The sequence below is a fragment of the Paraburkholderia sp. GAS33 genome (assembly GCF_050436645.1).
GTDB classification, from domain to species: Bacteria; Pseudomonadota; Gammaproteobacteria; order Burkholderiales; family Burkholderiaceae; genus Paraburkholderia; species Paraburkholderia phenazinium_B.
Genome location: NZ_JBNDMP010000001.1, coordinates 1403330 through 1422759, shown reverse-complemented (window position 1 = coordinate 1422759; position 19430 = coordinate 1403330). Strand labels below are relative to the sequence as shown.

Genomic DNA, 19430 nt, shown 5'->3' with positions numbered 1-19430 from the left:
GTAATGCGTTAAGCTAACTGATACTAATTGCCCGTAAGGCTTGATCCTATAACAGGTGTGTGTCGGCAGCCGTTAGTGCTTCAGCACTTATGGATGCCCCACCCTGCGCGATGCGCAGGGTCTCGGACACCACGCACGGTTGAGTGATCGATGTTGTGCCAGAAACAACACAACCCCACAACGCTCCCGCTGGTGAGCATCACCAGAAACTACTTCTTCCCGATTGGCTGTATTGCTCCACGAGCAGTGCAGCAACAAGTCATGCCTGATGACCATAGCGTGTCGGTACCACCCCTTCCCATCCCGAACAGGACCGTGAAACGACTCCACGCCGATGATAGTGCGGATTACCCGTGTGAAAGTAGGTAATCGTCAGGCTCCCTAGCAGCACCAGAAACCCCACCCCATCAAGGTGGGGTTTCTGCGTTTACGCGCGCAAATACGCTCGTCAAACCCCTCCACAGACCTCAAAGACCCAAGCACTCCGGCAGCGCTGGCAGAGTCGCTCACTGGCAGCGCCGCTTCATCCCGCCAAATCAAAGCGTCAACTGCATCACACCACATGCCGCCAACGTCCCTGTCCAGAGCAGATCGAAGTTGAGCCACTTGGTACGCAAACCGCCAACGCCAAAGTGGTCGAACACAGCCACAGCGATCACACCTGTAGTCACCAGCATCGCAGCACTATGCACGCCCAGGGCGATCGCCGCGATCGTCGCAGTAGGCCCGGAACTGGAGATCACCGTGCCTGGCGCGTGAGCCAACGCGCCGCATATCGGCATCAGAGCCGGAATCAACATGAGTCCGGCACCGTGCGAGCCGGCCATCACAAACGACCAGATCATCAGCCCGGCAAAGCCTGTCTGCATACCCACGCGCGGTCGCATGCGATGGCCTCGCAACGCATGCCACGCCGCCCACCCGATCAGCAAGACCCCACACACTCGGCTCAATATGGAATGATCGATGATCATGCCGAGCGACAACCCGGCCATCAGCATGCAGCCGGCGGCGAGCGCATGTCCAAGTGCGATTGGTATCAGCGAGAGCAAGACCACTCGCCGACTGCGTCGATACAGTCCAAGCGCGACAGCAAACAGCCAGCCCATCGCCGGGTTGATGCCGTGAAACGCGCCGAGCGCGGCAACCACGAACCATGTCCACCACGTCGACGTCGATGGATTCATGCCGTTCAGGGATAGCAGTACGAATCAGACGAACAGTCGCCGCCTTGCAGACGAATCTGATGCGGTCGATGTCCTTCCGGCCATTCCAGAAAGAACTCCTCATCGAACGACAGACCGCCGTCCGGGCCTGCATCGAGCTTGACCATCCAGCCGTCGATGCCATCCGGATAAAACTGCGGATCGACCGCACCGTACAGCGAGTTCGTAAAGTAGATCCGTTTACCGTCGCGACTTACCTCGACCATTTGCGGACCACCGCTGAGCGCACCGTTCGAGGCACCCGGATGGGTCGCCCGCGAGACGATGCCGCCAATACGCACTTTCCCCGTAAGTTTCGGTGCGAACGGATCGGACACGTCGTATTGCAGCAGATCGCCCGTGCCCCAGCAGGACACGTAAAGAAAACGATCATCGAGCGAGAGATCGATGTCAGTCACAAGCGGCGGCACTGCGCCGAAGGACTTGAGGACTGGCGGAAGCAATGCGGGGTCAGCAGGCTCAGCGGGAATATCAATGATCTTGCGCACCGCCCACTTGTCCTTGTCGCGATACCACGTCCAGATGGACGAAGACAAATCCTTCAGACTGATCACGCAATTGACGAAACCATGCGCTTTGGTGGGATCGTGCGCCGGCCGCAATTCGAACACGAGTTGGTACTCCGGTCCGAAATCAATTTCCTGCAGATGTTTGCGGCGCGTGAAATCCCAAAAATGCAGACGGCGACCGTAACGCGCGCCGAGAAGCACCTCCGGAATCAAACCATTCTCGAACGTATCCGGTGTACCTCATTCGCTGGTGACGAGCGTGTCGTAGCCGAGGTGCCACCAGCCGTCGTACGCGAGTTGCTGCGAGCCGCGGTCGACTTCCCAGCGTCCGAGTGGCTCAAAACTTTCCGGATCGAGCAGGAATATTCCACCGGGCGCACCGCCCTCAGCGCTGCCGAGGGCGGTCACATAGATCCCACCCGGACCACAATGTACGGTGTGCGGACGGCTATAACCCGTCCGGCTCGCAATGGTGGCCGGCTCGATCGTCTTGACGATAGTCGGATGAAGCGGATCAGGCTTCGTATCGAGGATATAGATGCGCGACGAGCGTAACCCAGGCACAACCAGGTAACGCCGCTCTGTATGCGGATGTGGCGCGTTGGGGCAGAGGCACGAAGAGCATGCATTCCAGCCGAAATGATGCAACTCGTCGCCGGCATGCGGCATGGCCAGATTGCCGACGATGCTGGCATAAGCCGGAGAGGCCGGATCGACATCGACCACTGCGATCTCATCCGGCCGGGTGCGATCAGGATCGAACGCGGCCACATAGGCGAGCTTTTCGGGCGGCGCCTCTGCGGCAAGGCGCGGTGAGGGATAAAAGCTCGGGTCCGGCTTCCAGATGCCCATGGTGCTCCTCCTCCGTATCAGTGCGACTCGGGACGACACAACTAGCCATCTTGAACTGTAGTTGGTTTAAGCCACGCTCAAAGCTCGATATGGAATAAGCAAATGCGCCGACGTTATGGGACAAGGCGAGTTCGCACAACGCGCAATGCACAATGCGTCGTATGCGATCTGTGGGACGAAGTCGATCGCGAGAAGAAGGGGGATGTGACGAGAGCGCCGTAGCAGCGGTTTGATGCAGTGCAAGTCAGGCGACCGAAGTCGCCCGACACGGCAAACGCTAGACTCCGCGCCGACTAAACAGGCGGACGATAAACAACAGAATGACCGCACCGATTACCGCTGTGATGATCGAGCCGATCCAGCCACCGCCAAGCGAGATGTGCAGGACGCCGGAAAGCCAACCGCCGATAAACGCGCCGACGATCCCGACGATGATGTCGACGATCAACCCGAAACCGCCGCCCTTGACGAGCACACCAGCTAGCCAGCCGGCGATCGCGCCAATGATGAGCCATGCAATGATGCCGTGTTCCATAATCAAGACTCCATGGTTGAGCGTGAAAAATTCACGGTGACAGAGCTTAGTCCAAGGGGGTGACGCAGTCCATATTCAGGATATGGATTTAACAATGTCTGAATGTATTGTGGCGGGATTGGCGAGGAGGCCGCCGCGGTGGCGGGACAGGGCGCATAGCCAGAATGGCTATGGCGCAAAGGCACGGTAAGACAACGCGCAGTCGCTCGGTTCATTTCGTTCTCGGTCTCGGGCTGCACAGACATACGGACCATCGATTCACACGACGCACTCTACCATCAATGCAACGCGGCGCCGGCCGATGCTTCGTCTACGGTTGTTATAGATGACGCCGTCGCCGGGCGCAAGGCGTGGACTACCACCCGCGGCCGGTGTCGCCAGGTTGGGCGTTTGAAAGCGAAGCGGCGGCGCGGGCCGAACAGACGTTTAGGTGCCGGCTTCTACACAGCACGCGGCGCTACTCCGGCGTCGGTTCCGCTTCTTTCGCAATCCAGCTTACGCTCGAGACGCTCGCTTCCATGCTGATGCGACTCGCCATCAATTCGAGCTTCGACTGATCCTTCGGATGCAGTTTCAGGTTAGCCGTGACGCGTATGCGCCCAGGTTGCTCTGCCACGTCCTCGCTCGTCAGACTCTGAAACGACAGGGGCATGGAATACATCGAGTTCGATAGCGCCGCGCGGATATGAACCTCATCCTCTTCGCGGCAGACCACGGTCAGTACGTACTCGCGCACGAGATCGGCATTTGAAACCGGCGTTGCGTTGATGGTGCGGCTAACTTCGCGTAACACGGTGTTGGTCAGCAGCACGATAGCTGTGCCGGCGAGTGCCGGGCCGAAATGTCCCGCACCGCACAACACGCCGACGGCCGCAGAACACCAGAGGGTCGCCGCCGTGTTGATGCCCTGGATGGATCCCTTGTCGCGCATGATCACGCCGCCGCCGAGGAAGCCGACGCCGGACACCACGTAAGCGGCGATCTGCGTGACACCAGCGGTGCCGTTGCCGGTCAGGACGCCCAACGAAACAAACAGACACGCTCCGCTCGCGACGAGGGTGATCGTGCGTAGACCGGCCGTACGTTGCCGCATCTGCCGTTCGATGCCGATTGCAACACCGCAGGAGAAGGCGGCGAGGAGCCGCCAGACAAATTCAAGCGTCATTGGATCAATAGTCGAGGCGTGCTCAAACGTGTAGTTTGAACCAGGCGCGTGACAGCATCGCTAACAATACACGAGTTGCGATGCGTGTCTCCGTGCTATGCCTCGTGCAGGCAGATCAGGCCGTAGAAGCAGACAGATCGAGGACGAGTCGAGTCCACTGTGCGCCGCGCACTTCATTGCGAATCACACCTGTGGTGGCGACAATCCGCCGGCTATCGCCTGCAGGGATGAAGACCTCCACGGAGTCGAAGGGCCGCTGCCATTGCCCTGTCCAGTTGACTGTCACGGCGAGCGTTGCCGCGTCACTTTCCACACTGACCTTCCAGCAACCGTATGCTCCGGTACGCCAGGCTTCCGATTCGCCATCGTCTTCATGACACTCGCCTTGCGCAATACCTGCGCCTTGACAGGGTGCCACCATAAAGCCGCGCAGATCGGCAGGTTGGGCGAAGTGTTGCTGCGCGACATTCAGCGGCACGACACTACCCTCGCGAATCAGCATGACGGGTTGATCCCACGGCGCGGGCAGGGTGATGTGCCGGCCGCCTTCGAATGCTTCACCGCTCCAGTACGAGATCCAACGTGCACCCGCCGGCAACCATACTGCGCGTTCAGTTTTCGAGGGTTCGACAACCGGCGCACAGAGCAGCGATGTGCCGAGCAGCATATCGTCGCCATCGACGTAGCATTGCGGATCGTGCGGGAAATCCGCGAAGGTCGGGCGCAAGACGGGCTCGTAGTGTTGGGTCGACTGCCAAAGCAGGTGGTACAGATACGGCATCAGGCGGTAGCGCAGCTTGATCAGGTCCGAGACTTGACCGGTCGCCTCAGGATGCATCCATGGTTCGTTGACCGTACCATCGTCGTTCCACGAGTGGATGCTGAAACGCGGCATCAGGATTCCGAACTGAATCCAGCGAACAAACAGTTCTGCGTCAGGCGCCGGGCCTGAAAATCCGCCGATGTCATGTCCAATGTTCGACACGCCCGAAAGCGCGAGTCCGAGCCCCATCTTGAGGTTGTAGCGCAGCGTTTCCCATGATGTGTAGTTGTCGCCCGACCACGTCTGAACGTAGCGGTGCATCCCCACACCACCCGAGCGCGAAACGAGAAATGGCCGCTTTTCAGGCGCGAACGCGCGCTGCGCGTCGCGTGATGCGCGCATCATCAGCATGGTCTGCAGCACCTTCGCTTCGCGGGCCGGGTACGGCTTGCCGAAGCCGTGGGCGATGGCGTCCGTCGCCCAGATTTCAAATTCGTTGTTATCGTTCCACGTCGAAGCAATGCCGTAACGCAGTAGCGCGTCGGTCACGTGCGAGCGCCACCATGCAATCGTGTCAGGATTGGTGAAGTCCAGATACGCGCCGACTTCGTCCCAGAACTGTACCCACGCGGGTTCGCCGCTTCGCGCGCGAATCAGCAGGCCGTCGCGTGCAACCTGGTCGAACTCCGGGTGGTCGCGCAGCAGGCATGGCTTGATGTTGGCGCACAGGCGCACGCCTTCTTCCAGATAGCCCTGCACAAAGCCGTCTACGTCGGGGAATTTGTCGCGATTCCAGTTGAAGACGTAACGCTTCGGCCCGATCGACGTATAACCCGACGACAGGTGGAACGAGTCGCACAGGATATCGTGTTCGCGACAGCGCTCGATGAACTCGCCCATGCGCTGCTGCGCGTCGGGCGCGTCCGTATAGCTCATCGTCGACCCGGAGTAGCCGAGGCCCCACTTCGGCATCAGGGCGGGGCGGCCGGTCAGCCACGTGAAGCGGCGCACGGCTGCGAGCGGCGTTGCTGGCGAAGCGATGAAGTAGTAGTCGAGATCGCCGTGCTCCGCGATGAAGTGGCGATAGTGGCCGTGATAGTTGTCGAGCTCACGGCCCATGTCGAATGTGCAATCGGCGAGCGTGTCGTAGAAGAGGCCGAAGCCGAGCGCCGCTTCTCGCTGCCACGTGAGGTAGAAGGGGATGTGCTTGTAGAGCGGATCGGTTGTCTTCGCGCTGTAGCCCATCGCGTCGACGTTGACCATCTCATAGCGCTGATTGGCTCGGTCGAGCGAACCGGCGCGCTCGCCGAGCCCCAGATACATCTCGCCCGGTTCACGGCGTACGTAGTGATAGACGCGCTCGTCCCACCAGCCGAAATTGTAGGCCTGCGTCGCGCGGTCCTGCAGCACGCGCTGCCATTTTTCACCGCTACGCAGATCCCAGCTGCAATGGCCGCCTTGCAGCGCGACGGTGAGCCGGATTTGCGCGGTTTCGATGCACAGTTCTGTGTCGTCGGCATGCTGTCTGAAAGACGGCAATGTATAGCCCGAAAGATCGAGACGATCGCGGCCTTCGATGTCTACGTCGTCGAGTCCCGGTGCAATGGCCCAGGTACGCGGCCCGTGTGCCTCGCCATCGGGCAGCACGCGCACCCGCACGATATCCTCTTCGAGCACGAAGATTTCCATGACCGGCCCCGCCGCGCTCGTCAAGCGTACGAGGTCGCCCGACTGGGTGGAGGGTTTGAATACGGGCGGATTTAACAGCGACGTCATCGGACTTTCCTCTGGTTGAATCTGCGATGCCGTGTCAGGCATGCGCGAGCTTGCGTTCACGTTTCGACTGGCCGCGTATCAGCACCACAAGCAGCGTTGCGCCGATCAGATCGAACGCGCCGAGGCAGCCGAACAGGGGCCCGTAACCGACCGTGTCGGCCAGCGCTCCGACCACCAGCGAAAAGCTCAGGCCTCCTATCCAGGCCGCCATGCCGGCGAACCCGCTGGCAGTGCCGACCTCGTCGGAATCGAATACGTCGGCGCTCAGAGTGTTCACGAGCGCTGAGATCATCTGGTGCGCGAAACCGCCGACGCAGAATAATGCAATGGCCGTGTACGGCGATGCGACGAGGCCGATACAGGCCGGTCCGATCATCAGGAATGCGCCGAGAATCACACCCGCCACGCGCGACCAGATGAGCGGGACGCGGCAATACCGGATCAGGAACGGCGATAGATAACCGCCGAAGATGCCGCCGAGGTCGGCGGCCAGAAAGGGCAGCCACGCGAAGATCGCAATCTGCTTGAGATCCATGTGACGTACCGTCACGAGATAAAGCGGGATCCAGAAACTGAAGGTTTGCCAGGCCGGCTCGGCGAAGAAGCGCGGCAGTGCAATGGCCCAGAAGCGGCGCGAGCCGAGGATCTCACGCACAGGGCGCTGACTGGCCGGTGCGAACTGGGTCTGACCGTCCTGGATCAATGCCAGCTCTTTTCGGGAGACGCGCGGGTGATCCGCGGGTGAACGATACAACGCGTACCAGAGCGCGGCCCAGACGAAACCGAACGCACCGGTTGCCATGAACGCAGCCTGCCAGCCAAAGCAGAGCGACAGAAAGATCACGACCGGCGGCGCGAGCAGGGCGCCCAGCGATGTGCCGGCGTTGAAATAGCCGACGGCGACTGACTTCTCCTTGTCAGGAAACCATTCTGCGACCGCTTTCATGCCAGAGGGAATCGCGGCCGCCTCGAACAGCCCAAGCGCGCCGCGCAGGGCGCCGAGCGACAGCCAGCCGGTGGCGAACCCGTGCAGGACGCCGGTGAGCGACCACAGCGCCGCAAACAGGGCAAAGCCAAGCCGCAAGCCAATCAGGTCGACGATCAGTCCACACACCGGCTGCATGATCGTGTAACCGATCTGGAACGCGCCGACGACGTACGAATACTGTTGAGTGGTGAGCGCGAATACATGCTTCAACTCCGGCGCCAACACAGCCAATGAGTTGCGAGCCAGGTAATTCATGATCGTGCCGAGACAGACGAGCACGATGATCCACCAACGTAAGCCTTTGATTACTTTCAACGCTGTCTCCATCCTGTCATTTTTTGTCGCGACGCGGCGATCCGGTCGGTGTGTCAGCCCTTGGTTTGCCGCTGGGCTCAGCGGTCGATCTGATAGGTCATCACATGACTATCTGCCGCATTCGGTGACCAGAAAGGCTATTTATCCCGAAAAATGGGTAGGTTGTCGTTTTGAGGTGCGCAAGTCATATGACAACTGATGTCGATGTCGCTTAGTCGTATCGTATGTTCGTAAACGAGCGCCGTCAAGCATTCCGCTGTTCGTTTGAACGCGAAATGAACAGTCTGACTGTTCGGGCCTGATTCGAGTCCGCCCTGGCGCGACTTCCGTACGTCAGACTGGAGTCGCCCCGCTGACGGAGACCACGTGGCCGGCCTTCTCACGTCAGCTCAGCGGCGCTTTTGCGCCAGATTTGCCTTCACGCTGCGAAACCGCTGGCTCGAAAGCTGGTCTGCGTATTCCCGTCATCCTCGAGTTCAATCCAGCTAAACCGTCTTTCCATCCCAAATTAAATGTGGAGTCCGAAGCTTGACAGGGTTCATCCCAGAAAACAGACTGGCCCGTGCTTTGAATCAGGTCGTGCAGCCCCTGCGCCAGATCGCATGCGGCAGCCAGGTCCGGCGTCCTCCTGCATAACCCGGCGTGAGCGCCCCCGTTGATCGGGGTTGTGCTCCTTGCGCGCCTGCCCGCGGCCTGATTCTCTTTTCGTTATTACCTGATTGAGGATTGCATGAACAAGAAAACCCTTGGCATCGTTGCCGGCGCATTGATCGCAGCAGCACCGCTTGTTTCACCGGCGGCCGAAGCGTTGCCCGCGGCTTTCGAAGGCAACAGCGTGTTGCAGGCTGACGGCGTGGTGAAGGGTGTCGACCAGGTACGGCACGCCGTTACCGTGGTCGACGCGCATGGCGGCGAAGCATCCTTCACGGTCACGGATACCAGCAATCTTGCCCAGATCCATCCGGGCAGCAAGGTCCATGTCCGGATGATCCGTAGCGCGCTCGTGAGCCCGTCGCATGGCGCGCTTGCGGCACAGTCGCCGCAGAACCTCACGGCCGAGGTGGTGGCGTTCGACCGCGCTTCAGGTGTGGTCGAATTGAGGGGACCTAATGGCGACGTATTCCACATCCAGAGCCACGATCCGATGAAGGTTGCAAACCTGCAGCCGGGGATGCACGTTGACGTGGCGTACGCGCCGCAAGTGAGCGTCGCAGTGGCGCCTGCGGCGCAGTAAAACGTCGGCTGTGAGGCTGGCGTAGTTACTTTGGTAGGGGTTCGCACGCGGAGCACCTGAAAGAGCGTTCCGCGTATTTCATTTCAGCTCGGCTCGCCCGGCACCAACCGTAGCCTCGTGATCTCCGAAGGTGCTCCGAGGCGCTTCGGCGGGCCCCAATAGCCGGTACCGCGGCTCGTATAAACCCACAACCCATTGAGCCGCGCGAGCCCTGCCGTAAATGGCTGCTGCAGGCGCACGAAGAAGTTCCACGGGAAAATCTGTCCGCCGTGCGTGTGTCCCGACAACTGGAGGGTAAAACCAGCTTCGGCAGCGGCTTCCGCCGAACGCGGCTGATGCGCAAGCAGCACTTTGATCAGCACGTCGCCAGGAGCGCCTACGAGCGCGGCAGCAGGATCGCTGTGATGGGCAGGGTCGAAATGGCCCGCGGAATAGTCAGTCACGCCTGCAATCACCGCGCGGGCGCCTTCGTGCTCCACCACCACGTGCTCGTTGAGCAGCACATGCAAGCCAAGCCGGCGAAACTCGTCGATCCACGCGTCGGCGCCGGCGTAATACTCATGATTGCCCGTGACCAGAAACGCTCCGTGGCGCGCGCTCAGACGCGACAGCGGCCGCGTGTGGTCGCGCAACTGCGGCACGCCGCCGTCCACGACATCGCCGGTTACCGCGATCAGGTCAGGCTTCAGGCGGTTGACTGCGTCGACGATCGCATCCACGTAACGGCGCTTGATGGTTGGGCCAACGTGTATATCGCTGATCTGGACGATCGTGAAGCCGTCGAGCGCTTGCGGCAAATCGTCGATGGGGACATCGATCGTGACGACGCGTGCCCGCCTGCGCGCATTGAAAAAGCCGACTGCCGTGGACAGCAACGCCAGCAGCGGCACCGCCGCAGCGGAATCCATGCGCAAGCGCGCCAGTGGGATGGTGTGCGGCCAGATGGCATCGACAGTCAGCAGCGACGCCAGCACGAGATCACGCGCGAAGGTCAGCACCAGCAACGAGGAGAAAAAGCCCATCGCCAGTAAGCCGGCCCAGGCGAGCCGGTCGCCGAGAGGCTGACGTTTGATGGTCCGTGCCAGCATGCCGAGCGGTATGAGCAGGACGGATAGCACGAGCCAGAGTGCCGCAAGCCAACGGCCGGCGTTTCCCACCGGCAGGTCGGGAATGACCCGGAAGCCGACGTAAATGTGCAGCAGGACGCCAATGCCAATAATGCGAAAAAGGAACGATAAGCGGCGCATAGGAAGGGGGTAAGGCGAATCGGGTGCCGGACGTACGCGCAAACTTGCTGGCGCGTGCGGAGAAGGTGTTCGCCGGCAAGGCAGATCATTCTACCGACATGTCGTCACGCCTGCCGACGGCGCCCAAGCCTTTTTGAATTGCGTGTGCGGTAAGCTATTCTAAGGGGGCGCGGGACCGCGCATGTTATCTCCCATTCCATGAACGATCTGTTCGACGACCTTCCCAAGCCCGACGTTGACTGGTATCCCGACTGGCTCTCGCCCGAAGCTGCGGGCCGCGCCTTGACGCAACTGATCGAGGAGGTTGCGTGGAAGCAGGAATCGATGGGCACGCCAGCGGGACGCGTGGCTCTGCCGCGACTCACCGCCTGGCAGGGGGAGGCGGACGCGGTGTACGTTTACTCCGGCATTCGCAATGTGCCGCAAGCGTGGACGCCGATGGTGGCCGAGTTGAAGGCCAGCGCCGAAACGACCAGCGGATGCCGTTTCAATAGCGTGCTGATCAATCGTTACCGCAGCGGAATGGACAGCATGGGCTGGCACGCGGACCACGAACCTGAATTGGGCGCGCAACCGGTAATTGCGTCGGTGAGTCTTGGCGTGGCCCGGACCTTCGATTTGTGCCACAACAAGACGGCGGTCGTGCAGTCGTTTCAGCTCAAAGGCGGCAGCCTGCTCGTCATGCGCGGAAACACTCAGGCGGAGTGGCGCCATCGGGTGCCGAAAGAACCGCGTATCAGCGGCGAACGGATCAATCTGACGTTTCGCTGGGTGACGTCGCGCCGCTAGAGCGGCTAGTTCACTGCGGTGACCGGTATCCTGGAAACCCTCACCAGACGGTCCATCACGCTACGGTTGATGATCCGCGCAGCAGCGTGGAACAGGTCTCTGCGCGGCGCTGCGACGACGATCTCGTCGCAGCCGTATTGTTCTGCACAACTTGCGATAGTCGGCACCAGCGGGCCGACCCTGATTTCTACGGAATACTTAACGCCTGCGTCGTCGAGAATGCGTTTGGCGCGGCTCAGCGCGGCCTCGCCGTCGGAACCTTCGAGTGTGCGCAGCTTCGAGAGGGAATAAAAGGCTTCAAGACGCGTCGATTCGAGCGAGGGCTGCACGTTGACCAGCACGATCTCGGACGCACATCGCTCGTTGTAGAGGAACGCAGCGTGCCGCACGGCCTGTAGCGAGCGCGCCGAGCGGCTTACGGGTACCAGAAGTTTCAGCATGATCGGTTGTCCATCAGATGACCGTTGGATCTGACTGCAGACGCGCAGCAGGATCGACTAAAGCGTAGCGGCAGCCGCGTACCGGGCGTCTAAAGAATGCCCGTGAGCACATAAAAATCGCATCAAAAAATCGTGCCGAAGCGCGAACCAAGGCCGGGCTGGGGCGCCATCAGGGTATGCCCGAATACGTAGTCTGATTGGCATCGCTATACCAAAATTGGTATCGAGTGTGCAAATCATATGATTGGACGCGTGTCACGCCAGCCACTACGCTTTAACACGATCCCCTGCCGCAGCCTTGCTGCAGGCGGCTACGGATCGCCAGCACAACAACGATCAGGAGACAGACATGGCGAATTCACGGCGCGTGGTATGTCGTGCGTTGGGCGCGCTTGCACTCACGGCAGGCACCGGGACATTGAGCCTCGTGGCGCGCAGCGCATATGCCCAGGACAAGACCATCACCCTCGGTTTTGCGCAGGTCGGCGCCGAGAGCGCATGGCGCACGGCGAATACCGAATCGATCAAATCGGCAGCAGCCGATGCAAAGATCAACCTCAAGTTCTCGGACGCCCAGCAGAAGCAGGAAAACCAGATCAAGGCGATGCGCTCGTATATCGCGCAGAAAGTCGATGTGATCGCCTTCTCACCGGTGGTGGAGTCGGGCTGGGAGCCTATCCTGCTCGAAGCGAAGGCCGCCAAAATTCCGGTGATCCTGACCGACCGCAACATCGACGTGAAGGACACGTCGCTCTACGTCACCATGATCGGTTCCGACTTCATGGAAGAGGGGCGGCGTGGCGGTCACTGGCTTGAAGACAACTTCAAAAGCAATCCCGGGCCCATCAATATCGCGGAACTGCAGGGAACGGTCGGATCGGCGCCGGCGAATGATCGCCATTCTGGTCTCATCGAGGTGATCAAGAACGACCCGAAATTCAAGATCATCGCCTCGCAAAGCGGCGACTTCACCTTGGCCGGCGGTAAGCAGGTCATGGAAGCCTTTATAAAAACTTATGGAAATAAAATAAATGTAGTTTATGCGCATAACGACGACATGGCGCTCGGCGCCATCCAGGCGATGGAAGAGGCCGGCCTGCATCCCGGCAAGGACATCACCGTCGTCTCGTTCGACGCGACCAAGGGCGGCTTCCAGGCAATGGCCGCGGGCAAGATGAACGTCGATGTGGAATGCAGCCCGTTGCTGGGACCGCAACTGATGTCGGCGGTGAAGGACGTGGTGGCCGGCAAGCCTTTGCCCAAGCGGATCCTGACGCAGGAAACGGTGTTCCCGATGAGCGTCGCGGCGCAGACGTTGCCGACCCGCAAGTACTGAACCGGGTCGCTGACCGCGTGACGCAGACATAACAAGTTTCTCCAGCGGTGCCTGGCCGTCCTGCTGCGTTCCACAGCAGACGGCCTCTTTTCCACCCATCGAGCGAGGTCTATGGCCCACCCGACTCCCGACTCCCCGGAACCCGTCCGCAGCCACGGCCCGGCGTTGGCGCAGCATGCCGACGCGACCGCCCAGGCGGGAGAGATTGAGCCAATTCTGGCAACGAAGGGCGTCACCAAGACGTTTCCCGGCGTGAAGGCGTTGCAGAACGTCGATTTCCGCCTGTTCCCCGGTGAAGTTCACACGCTGATGGGGCAGAACGGCGCGGGCAAATCCACCTTGATCAACGTTCTGACGGGCGTGGTTGCGCCCGACGCGGGCGTCGTACATCTAGGCGGTCAGGTGGTGGCTTTTGCGTCTCCGCAGGAGGCTGAGGCAGCCGGCGTGCGGACGCTCTATCAGGAAGTGAATCTGTGCCCGAATCTGTCGGTGGCGGAAAACGTGTTTGCGGGCCGCCAGCCGAAACGCTTGGGCGCGATCGACTGGCGCGAAATCCGGCGTCGCGCGCAGGCGGCATTGGAGCGCCTCGATGTCTCGCTGGACGTGACCAAGTCGCTCGATGCCTATCCCATCGCCGTGCAACAGATGGTGGCCATCGCGCGGGCGATTTCGGTCGACGCGCGCGTGCTGATCCTCGACGAGCCGACCTCGAGCCTCGATGACAGCGAAGTCGCGCAGCTTTTCAAAATACTTCGGCATCTTAAGCAATCGGGCATTGCGATCCTGTTCGTGACGCACTTTCTCGAGCAGACCTACGCAATTTCCGATCGCATCACCGTGATGCGCAATGGCGAGCGCGAGGGCGAGTACCTGGCACGCGATCTGTCGGCGGACCAACTGGTCGCGAAGATGGTCGGACACGAGCGCATGAGCACGCGGCTGCGGGAAGCGGCGCACGAAGCGCCGGCAGAGAAAGAGGCGGTGCAGCCGTTCGTCGAGTTGCGCGGAGTGGGGCGTCGCGGGAGCATGCAGCCGGTCGACCTCGACGTGCAACCGGGGCAGATTCTCGGTCTCGCCGGCCTGCTCGGCTCGGGACGTACCGAAACCGCGCGCCTGCTGTTCGGCGCTGACCGCGCCGATAGCGGCACGATTAACGTGGGCGGTCGCGCCGTGCGCTTGCGTTCGCCTCACGACGCCGTGGCGCTCGGCATCGGTTATTGCCCGGAAGACCGCAAGAAGGAGGGCATCGTCGCCGAACTGTCGATTCGCGAGAACATTTTGCTGGCACTGCAGGCACGGCGCGGGTGGTTCCGCAAGATCAGCGGACAGCGGGCGCGTGAGCTGGCTGACTTGTGGATCGAGCGCCTGGGCATCAAGGCATCGGACGCCGAGCAGCCCATTGGCCTGCTCTCCGGCGGCAACCAGCAAAAGGCGCTGCTGGCGCGATGGCTCGCCACCGAACCGAAGCTGTTGATTCTCGACGAGCCAACGCGAGGTATCGACGTCGCCGCGAAGTTCGACATCATGGACCGCATGTTGGCGTTATGCGCCAGCGGTCTCGCGATCCTGTTCATTTCATCGGAGGTCAGCGAGGTGCTGCGGGTGAGTCATCGGGTAGCCGTGCTGCGCGATCGCCGCAAGATTGCGGAGGTGGCGGGTAACGCGTCGAATGAGGACAACATCTATCGGCTGATTGCGGGGAGCGGTGAATGAAGATATCGAACTGGTTCACCCGCGATGGCGCTGAGCGTCCCCTGATCTGGCCGTGCGTAACCCTCGTGCTGCTTTTCGTGCTGGATTTGTGGGTCAATCCGCATTTTCTGTCGCTGCGTGTTCTTGACGGACATCTGTTCGGCGCGCCCATCGATATCCTGAATCGTGCCGCGCCGCTCGCACTGGTGGCCACAGGCATGACACTGGTGATCGCCACACGCGGCATCGATATTTCCGTGGGCGCTGTGGTGGCGATTGCCGGTGCGGCAGCGGCCACGATCCTGGCGACGCAGCCGTTTCCGAGCGCAGGGCTGATTGGCGAGGCACTGGGTGCTGCGCTTGTCGTCGGCGTGTTGAGTGGCATGTGGAACGGCATGCTGGTGTCGTTCGTCGGCATGCAGCCGATTATTGCCACCTTGATCCTGATGGTGGCTGGGCGTGGGGTCGCGCAGTTGCTGACCGGCGGCCAGATTATTCCGATCGGCGCGCCGGGCTATCTGTTCGTCGGTGGCGGCTATCTGTTGGGCGTGCCGTTTTCCGTGTGGATCGCGACCGTCGCGGTGCTGGCGACCGCGTTGCTGATCGAAGGTACGGCGTTGGGACTGTTTATTCGCGCAATCGGCGTGAATCCGGTCGCGACCCGGCTGGTAGGACTGCGATCGAAAGCGATCGTGTTTGCCGTGTACGCCTTCTCGGGGCTTACGGCGGCGGTGGCGGGCATCCTGATCAGCTCGAACGTTCGCAGTGCCGACGGTAACAACGCCGGCCTGTTGCTCGAACTCGACGCGATTCTGGCGGTGACACTGGGCGGCACTTCGCTGCTCGGTGGCCGCTTCAGTCTTGCGGGCACCGTGCTGGGCGCGCTGATCATTCAGACGCTGACCTACACCACCTATTCGATCGGCGTGCCGCCCGAGGCGACACTCGTCGTCAAGGCGGTAGTGGTGCTTGCGGTCAGCGTGATCCAGTCGCCCTCGGCGCGCGCGCTGGTAATGTCTCTGTTCACCCAGCGCGGGGTGGCGCGATGAAACGGCTAGTCGATATCTGGGCCCGTATCTTCGATCCGCGGACGTTGCCTATCGCTGTCACGATCCTGCTGTTCTGCGCGCTGTTTGGCTTTGGTTCGGTGATGTACACCGGCTTTTTCTCGCTGCAAGTGCTGCTCGATCTGCTGATCGACAATGCGTTCCTGCTGATCGTCGCGATCGGTATGACTTTTGTGATCATCTCGGGCGGGATCGATCTGTCGGTGGGCTCGGTGGTTGCGCTTACAACGATTGTCGAAGCGGTGCTGGCGGAACGCTTCCACCTTCCGGTCGTGGTCATTCTTGCCATCGTGCTGCTGATGGGCGCGGTATTCGGCGCCGTGCAGGGGGCGCTGATTCACTTCTTCCGTTTGCAACCGTTCATCGTGACGCTGGCCGGCATGTTCTTCGCGCGTGGTCTGTGCTTCCTGATCACGACGCAGTCGATCACCATCACGGATCCGAGCTTCAAGGCAATCTCGGCGTACCGGCTACAAATCGGCACCGGCTCGGTGAGCGCTAATGTGCTGATCGCACTGGTGACCCTCGTCGCGGCGATCTTCGTGGCCCACTACACGCGCTTCGGCCGCAATGTTTACGCGGTGGGCGGCAATCCGCGTTCAGCACTGCTGATGGGGTTGCCTGTGGCGCGCACGCGGATCGGTGTCTATGCGCTGAGCGGATTCTGCTCGGCGCTCGGCGGCGCGGTCTTCACGTTCTATGTGCTGTCGGGCTACGGACTCCAGGGACAAGGCATGGAGCTCGACGCGATTGCGGCAACCGTGATCGGCGGCACCTTGCTGACCGGCGGGGTCGGCTATGTGATCGGTTCCTTGTTTGGCGTCGGGATACTCGGCACGATCCAGACGCTCATCACTTTCGATGGCACGCTGAGTTCCTGGTGGACCCGTATCGTGATCGGCGCGCTGTTGTGCGCGTTCTGCCTGCTGCAGCGGCTGATCGAGCGGCATGCGCGTTCGGTCCGGCGGCCTGGTGGCACCGCGGGCGCGGTGGTGGCGCCGTCTCGTGAGCGATCGCGACAGGACCCGGGCGCTACCGACTCGCACGCGGCCGGCCGCGTGGCGCGCGCGTCGCAGGAAGGTCTGGGCAAGGCGTTGTGACGTTGATGGCGCGGTACTGTGCTGCGCCTGCCCCGGCTTCCGGCGCGACCGGCGTATCCAGTGTGAAAAGTGGCACGGCGCGGCACGTGTCCCGACTAGCAGCTGCGAGCCGTTGCTAGCCGGGACACAAATGAGCGCGAGAAATCTCAAGACTGCAGTTGACGCCCCCTGGTTTCAGGCAACGTGAGCGCAGCAAGAATCACCACCCCGTAAGCGGCGGCCGCAAACACTCCGATAGCGTGCCCGAGCGTCATGCTTTGCGACACATAGCCGATCAAAAACGGAAACGTCGCGCCGACCGCTCGCCCAAAGTTGTAGCAGAAGCCTTGCCCCGAGCCGCGGATCCTGGTCGGAAAGAGCTCGGTCAGAAACGCCCCCATGCCGGAAAAAATCCCGGACGCGCAGAAGCCCAACGGAAAGCCGAGCGCCAGCATGGAGAGGTTGTCGAGTGTCAGGCGTGTGTACATCAAGGCGATGCCCACCGAAGCCAGCGCGAAGGCGATAAAAGCCCGCTTGCGGCCGATCGCATCACTGATATACGCGCCCGCCAGATACCCGCAATAGGAGCCGACGATCACGACGCCCAGATAACTGCCGGTGCCGATCACGCTCAGATGGCGTTCGGTCTTCAGATACGTCGGCAGCCAGGTCGTTACAGCGTAGTAGCCCCCTTGTACGCCTGTTGCAAGGATCGAAGCACGCAAAGTAGTCCAGACGATGTCCGCACGAAAGATGTCGAGCAGGGACGGCCGCGACGGTGCATTGGCTTCGATCTGCTTCTGTTGCCGATGCACCTCTGGCTCCTCGACGAAGCGGCGAATCCAGATGACAAACGGCGCCGGCGCAATACCAATCGCAAACAGGACGCGCCAGGCGTAGTCCGCGGGGACAAGCGAGAACACCAGCGTGAAGAGCAAGGTGGACAGTCCCCAGCCGATTGCCCAGCCGGCCTGCACGAGGCCGACCGCCTTGCCGCGGTCGCGTGGCCGGATTACTTCGCCGATCAGCACCGCCCCCGCCGTCCATTCGCCGCCGAAGCCAAGCCCCATCAGGCCGCGCGCCCACAATAGCTGCGAGAAGTTCTGCGCCAGCGCACACGCCAAAGTAAAGATCGCAAACCAGAGGATCGTGATTTGCAGCGTCTTGACCCTTCCGATGCGGTCCGACAACACGCCTGCCGCCCAGCCACCGATCGCCGAACTGAGCAACGTCACCGTGCCGATCAGACCTGCCGCGCCGCGCGTAATACCCCAGCTTGCGATCAACGTAGGAATCACGAAGCTCAGAAACTGCGTATCCATGGCATCGAGCACGTAGCCGATCTTGCAGCTCCAGAACGCGCGCTTCTCGCTCGCGGAGATCGTTCGATACCACGAGAACGGACCTTTGGTGCGTTCATCGTAATGGCCAGTCTCGGCCGTCAACGGCGCTTTGCTTTCCATGCTTAACCTCCGGATCGTAGTCAGTGCCGTGTCTGGTTGCGCGGGCTTGTATTGAATGAGAAGACGCTGGCGCAGCGCACGCTCAGAGAATGGCGAGCCGTGCGTTGGGGATATCGGTGATCAGCATGTGGCCTGGTTTGTGTGCGATTGCGAACGGCAGACGTGCGCTTTCAATGGCCGCCTGTGGTGTCACACCGCAGGCCCAGAACACCGGCAACTCGTCGCTGTGGATATCGACTGCATCGCCGAAATCCGGTCGCGACAGATCGCGGATACCGATCAATGACGGATCGCCCAGATGCACCGGTGCCCCATGCACGCCTGGAAAGCGGCTCGTGATCTGGATGGCGCGAATCGCGTCGGCAGCCTTCATTGGACGCATCGACACCACGCGGCGACCGCCGAACACACCGGCCGGCACATTCGCTTCGCTGGTGCGGTACATCGGCACATTGCGTTTCTGCTCGATATGCCGCAACCCGATGCCTTCGCGCTTGAGCATTTCCTCGAACGAAAACGAACAGCCAATCGCAAACACCACCAGGTCGTCGCGCCACAGTTCGTTCAGGCTGCGCACTTCCTCGGCGCGTTCGCCGTGACGGTAGACGTAGAAGGCCGGCACGTCATTGCGGACGTCGAGATCGGCACCGAGCGCAGGCACGCGCCATTCGCCGGGTTCGCCCATACCGAGCAATGGACACGCTTTTGGATTGAATGTGCAGAAGCGCAGGAAATCCTCTGTATATTGACGCGGCAGGATCGCGAGATTGGCTTGCGCAAAATCGCCGCAATAGCCGGCGGTCGGCCCGGAGATGCGGCGGCTACGCACCTGCTGGCGGAATTCGGACGGGGTGATGGTCATAAACAAAGCTCGCTTCGGATAACGAATGCGAACTAGAGTAGTCGCGCCGAAAATATCCCTCTAGCGAGATTTTTTTGCTTTTCGTTAAATTA

15 protein-coding genes, 1 rRNA gene and 1 pseudogene are annotated in these 19430 nt (G+C 61.2%); 7 read left to right on the top strand and 10 right to left on the bottom strand.

Annotated features, from left to right (window positions below):
* Window positions 1–264 precede the first annotated feature (264 nt).
* Window positions 265–378 (top strand): 5S ribosomal RNA (gene rrf / locus P3T24_RS06435).
* Between the two features lie 158 nt (window positions 379–536).
* On the opposite strand, the gene P3T24_RS06430 is transcribed toward rrf, so the two are convergent.
* The 6 genes and pseudogenes from P3T24_RS06430 to P3T24_RS06405 all read right to left on the bottom strand — a co-directional run bounded on the left by P3T24_RS06430 (window position 537) and on the right by P3T24_RS06405 (window position 8129).
* On the bottom strand, window positions 537–1187 hold the full coding sequence (locus P3T24_RS06430; protein ID WP_429433198.1) for a hypothetical protein: 651 nt from the start codon (window positions 1185–1187) through the stop codon (window positions 537–539).
* A gap of 5 nt (window positions 1188–1192) precedes the next feature.
* Window positions 1193–2587 (bottom strand): annotated as a pseudogene (locus tag P3T24_RS06425) (selenium-binding protein SBP56-related protein).
* Window positions 2588–2864: 277 nt separating this feature from the next.
* Complete coding sequence (locus P3T24_RS06420) at window positions 2865–3122, bottom strand: GlsB/YeaQ/YmgE family stress response membrane protein (RefSeq protein WP_074268210.1); 258 nt, start codon at window positions 3120–3122, stop codon at window positions 2865–2867.
* A 457-nt stretch (window positions 3123–3579) separates the two neighbouring features.
* Entirely contained in the window at window positions 3580–4287 is a 708-nt protein-coding gene (locus tag P3T24_RS06415) for an MgtC/SapB family protein (RefSeq protein ID WP_133894625.1), read from the bottom strand.
* A 115-nt stretch (window positions 4288–4402) separates the two neighbouring features.
* Window positions 4403–6826 (bottom strand): TIM-barrel domain-containing protein, encoded by a 2424-nt coding sequence (locus P3T24_RS06410; RefSeq protein WP_429433195.1) that lies wholly within the window; start codon window positions 6824–6826, stop codon window positions 4403–4405.
* Window positions 6827–6860: 34 nt separating this feature from the next.
* Window positions 6861–8129, bottom strand: coding sequence for an MFS transporter (locus tag P3T24_RS06405; protein ID WP_429433193.1), 1269 nt, complete (start codon window positions 8127–8129; stop codon window positions 6861–6863).
* Between the two features lie 730 nt (window positions 8130–8859).
* Here P3T24_RS06405 and P3T24_RS06400 point away from each other — a divergent pair.
* Complete coding sequence (locus P3T24_RS06400) at window positions 8860–9363, top strand: hypothetical protein (RefSeq protein ID WP_429433191.1); 504 nt, start codon at window positions 8860–8862, stop codon at window positions 9361–9363.
* Window positions 9364–9446: 83 nt separating this feature from the next.
* Here the strand turns inward: P3T24_RS06400 and P3T24_RS06395 are convergent, their stop codons facing one another.
* Window positions 9447–10610 carry a metallophosphoesterase gene (locus P3T24_RS06395; RefSeq protein ID WP_429433189.1) on the bottom strand — a complete coding sequence of 388 codons (1164 nt, stop codon included), beginning with the start codon at window positions 10608–10610 and terminating at the stop codon, window positions 9447–9449.
* A 198-nt stretch (window positions 10611–10808) separates the two neighbouring features.
* On the opposite strand from P3T24_RS06395, the gene P3T24_RS06390 reads away from it, so the two are divergent.
* Window positions 10809–11399 carry an alpha-ketoglutarate-dependent dioxygenase AlkB family protein gene (locus tag P3T24_RS06390; protein WP_429433187.1) on the top strand — a complete coding sequence of 197 codons (591 nt, stop codon included), beginning with the start codon at window positions 10809–10811 and terminating at the stop codon, window positions 11397–11399.
* Between the two features lie 5 nt (window positions 11400–11404).
* On the opposite strand, the gene P3T24_RS06385 is transcribed toward P3T24_RS06390, so the two are convergent.
* Window positions 11405–11839 (bottom strand): universal stress protein, encoded by a 435-nt coding sequence (locus P3T24_RS06385; RefSeq protein WP_429409378.1) that lies wholly within the window; start codon window positions 11837–11839, stop codon window positions 11405–11407.
* A gap of 349 nt (window positions 11840–12188) precedes the next feature.
* Here P3T24_RS06385 and P3T24_RS06380 point away from each other — a divergent pair, with 349 nt between their 5' ends.
* The 4 genes from P3T24_RS06380 to yjfF all read left to right on the top strand — a co-directional run bounded on the left by P3T24_RS06380 (window position 12189) and on the right by yjfF (window position 17034).
* On the top strand, window positions 12189–13175 hold the full coding sequence (locus P3T24_RS06380) for an ABC transporter substrate-binding protein (protein WP_074268218.1): 987 nt from the start codon (window positions 12189–12191) through the stop codon (window positions 13173–13175).
* A 111-nt stretch (window positions 13176–13286) separates the two neighbouring features.
* On the top strand, window positions 13287–14888 hold the full coding sequence (locus tag P3T24_RS06375; RefSeq protein ID WP_429433185.1) for a sugar ABC transporter ATP-binding protein: 1602 nt from the start codon (window positions 13287–13289) through the stop codon (window positions 14886–14888).
* A complete protein-coding gene (locus P3T24_RS06370) occupies window positions 14885–15916 on the top strand; it encodes an ABC transporter permease (protein ID WP_074268220.1) in 1032 nt (343 codons plus the stop codon). The genes P3T24_RS06375 and P3T24_RS06370 overlap by 4 nt, the downstream gene beginning before the upstream one ends.
* On the top strand, window positions 15913–17034 hold the full coding sequence (gene yjfF, locus P3T24_RS06365) for a galactofuranose ABC transporter, permease protein YjfF (RefSeq protein WP_074268221.1): 1122 nt from the start codon (window positions 15913–15915) through the stop codon (window positions 17032–17034). The genes P3T24_RS06370 and yjfF overlap by 4 nt, the downstream gene beginning before the upstream one ends.
* Window positions 17035–17180: 146 nt before the next feature.
* Here yjfF and P3T24_RS06360 read toward each other — a convergent pair whose 3' ends face one another.
* On the bottom strand, window positions 17181–18476 hold the full coding sequence (locus tag P3T24_RS06360; RefSeq protein ID WP_429433183.1) for an MFS transporter: 1296 nt from the start codon (window positions 18474–18476) through the stop codon (window positions 17181–17183).
* Window positions 18477–18558: 82 nt separating this feature from the next.
* Window positions 18559–19332 (bottom strand): putative hydro-lyase, encoded by a 774-nt coding sequence (locus P3T24_RS06355; RefSeq protein ID WP_429433265.1) that lies wholly within the window; start codon window positions 19330–19332, stop codon window positions 18559–18561.
* Window positions 19333–19430 lie beyond the last annotated feature (98 nt).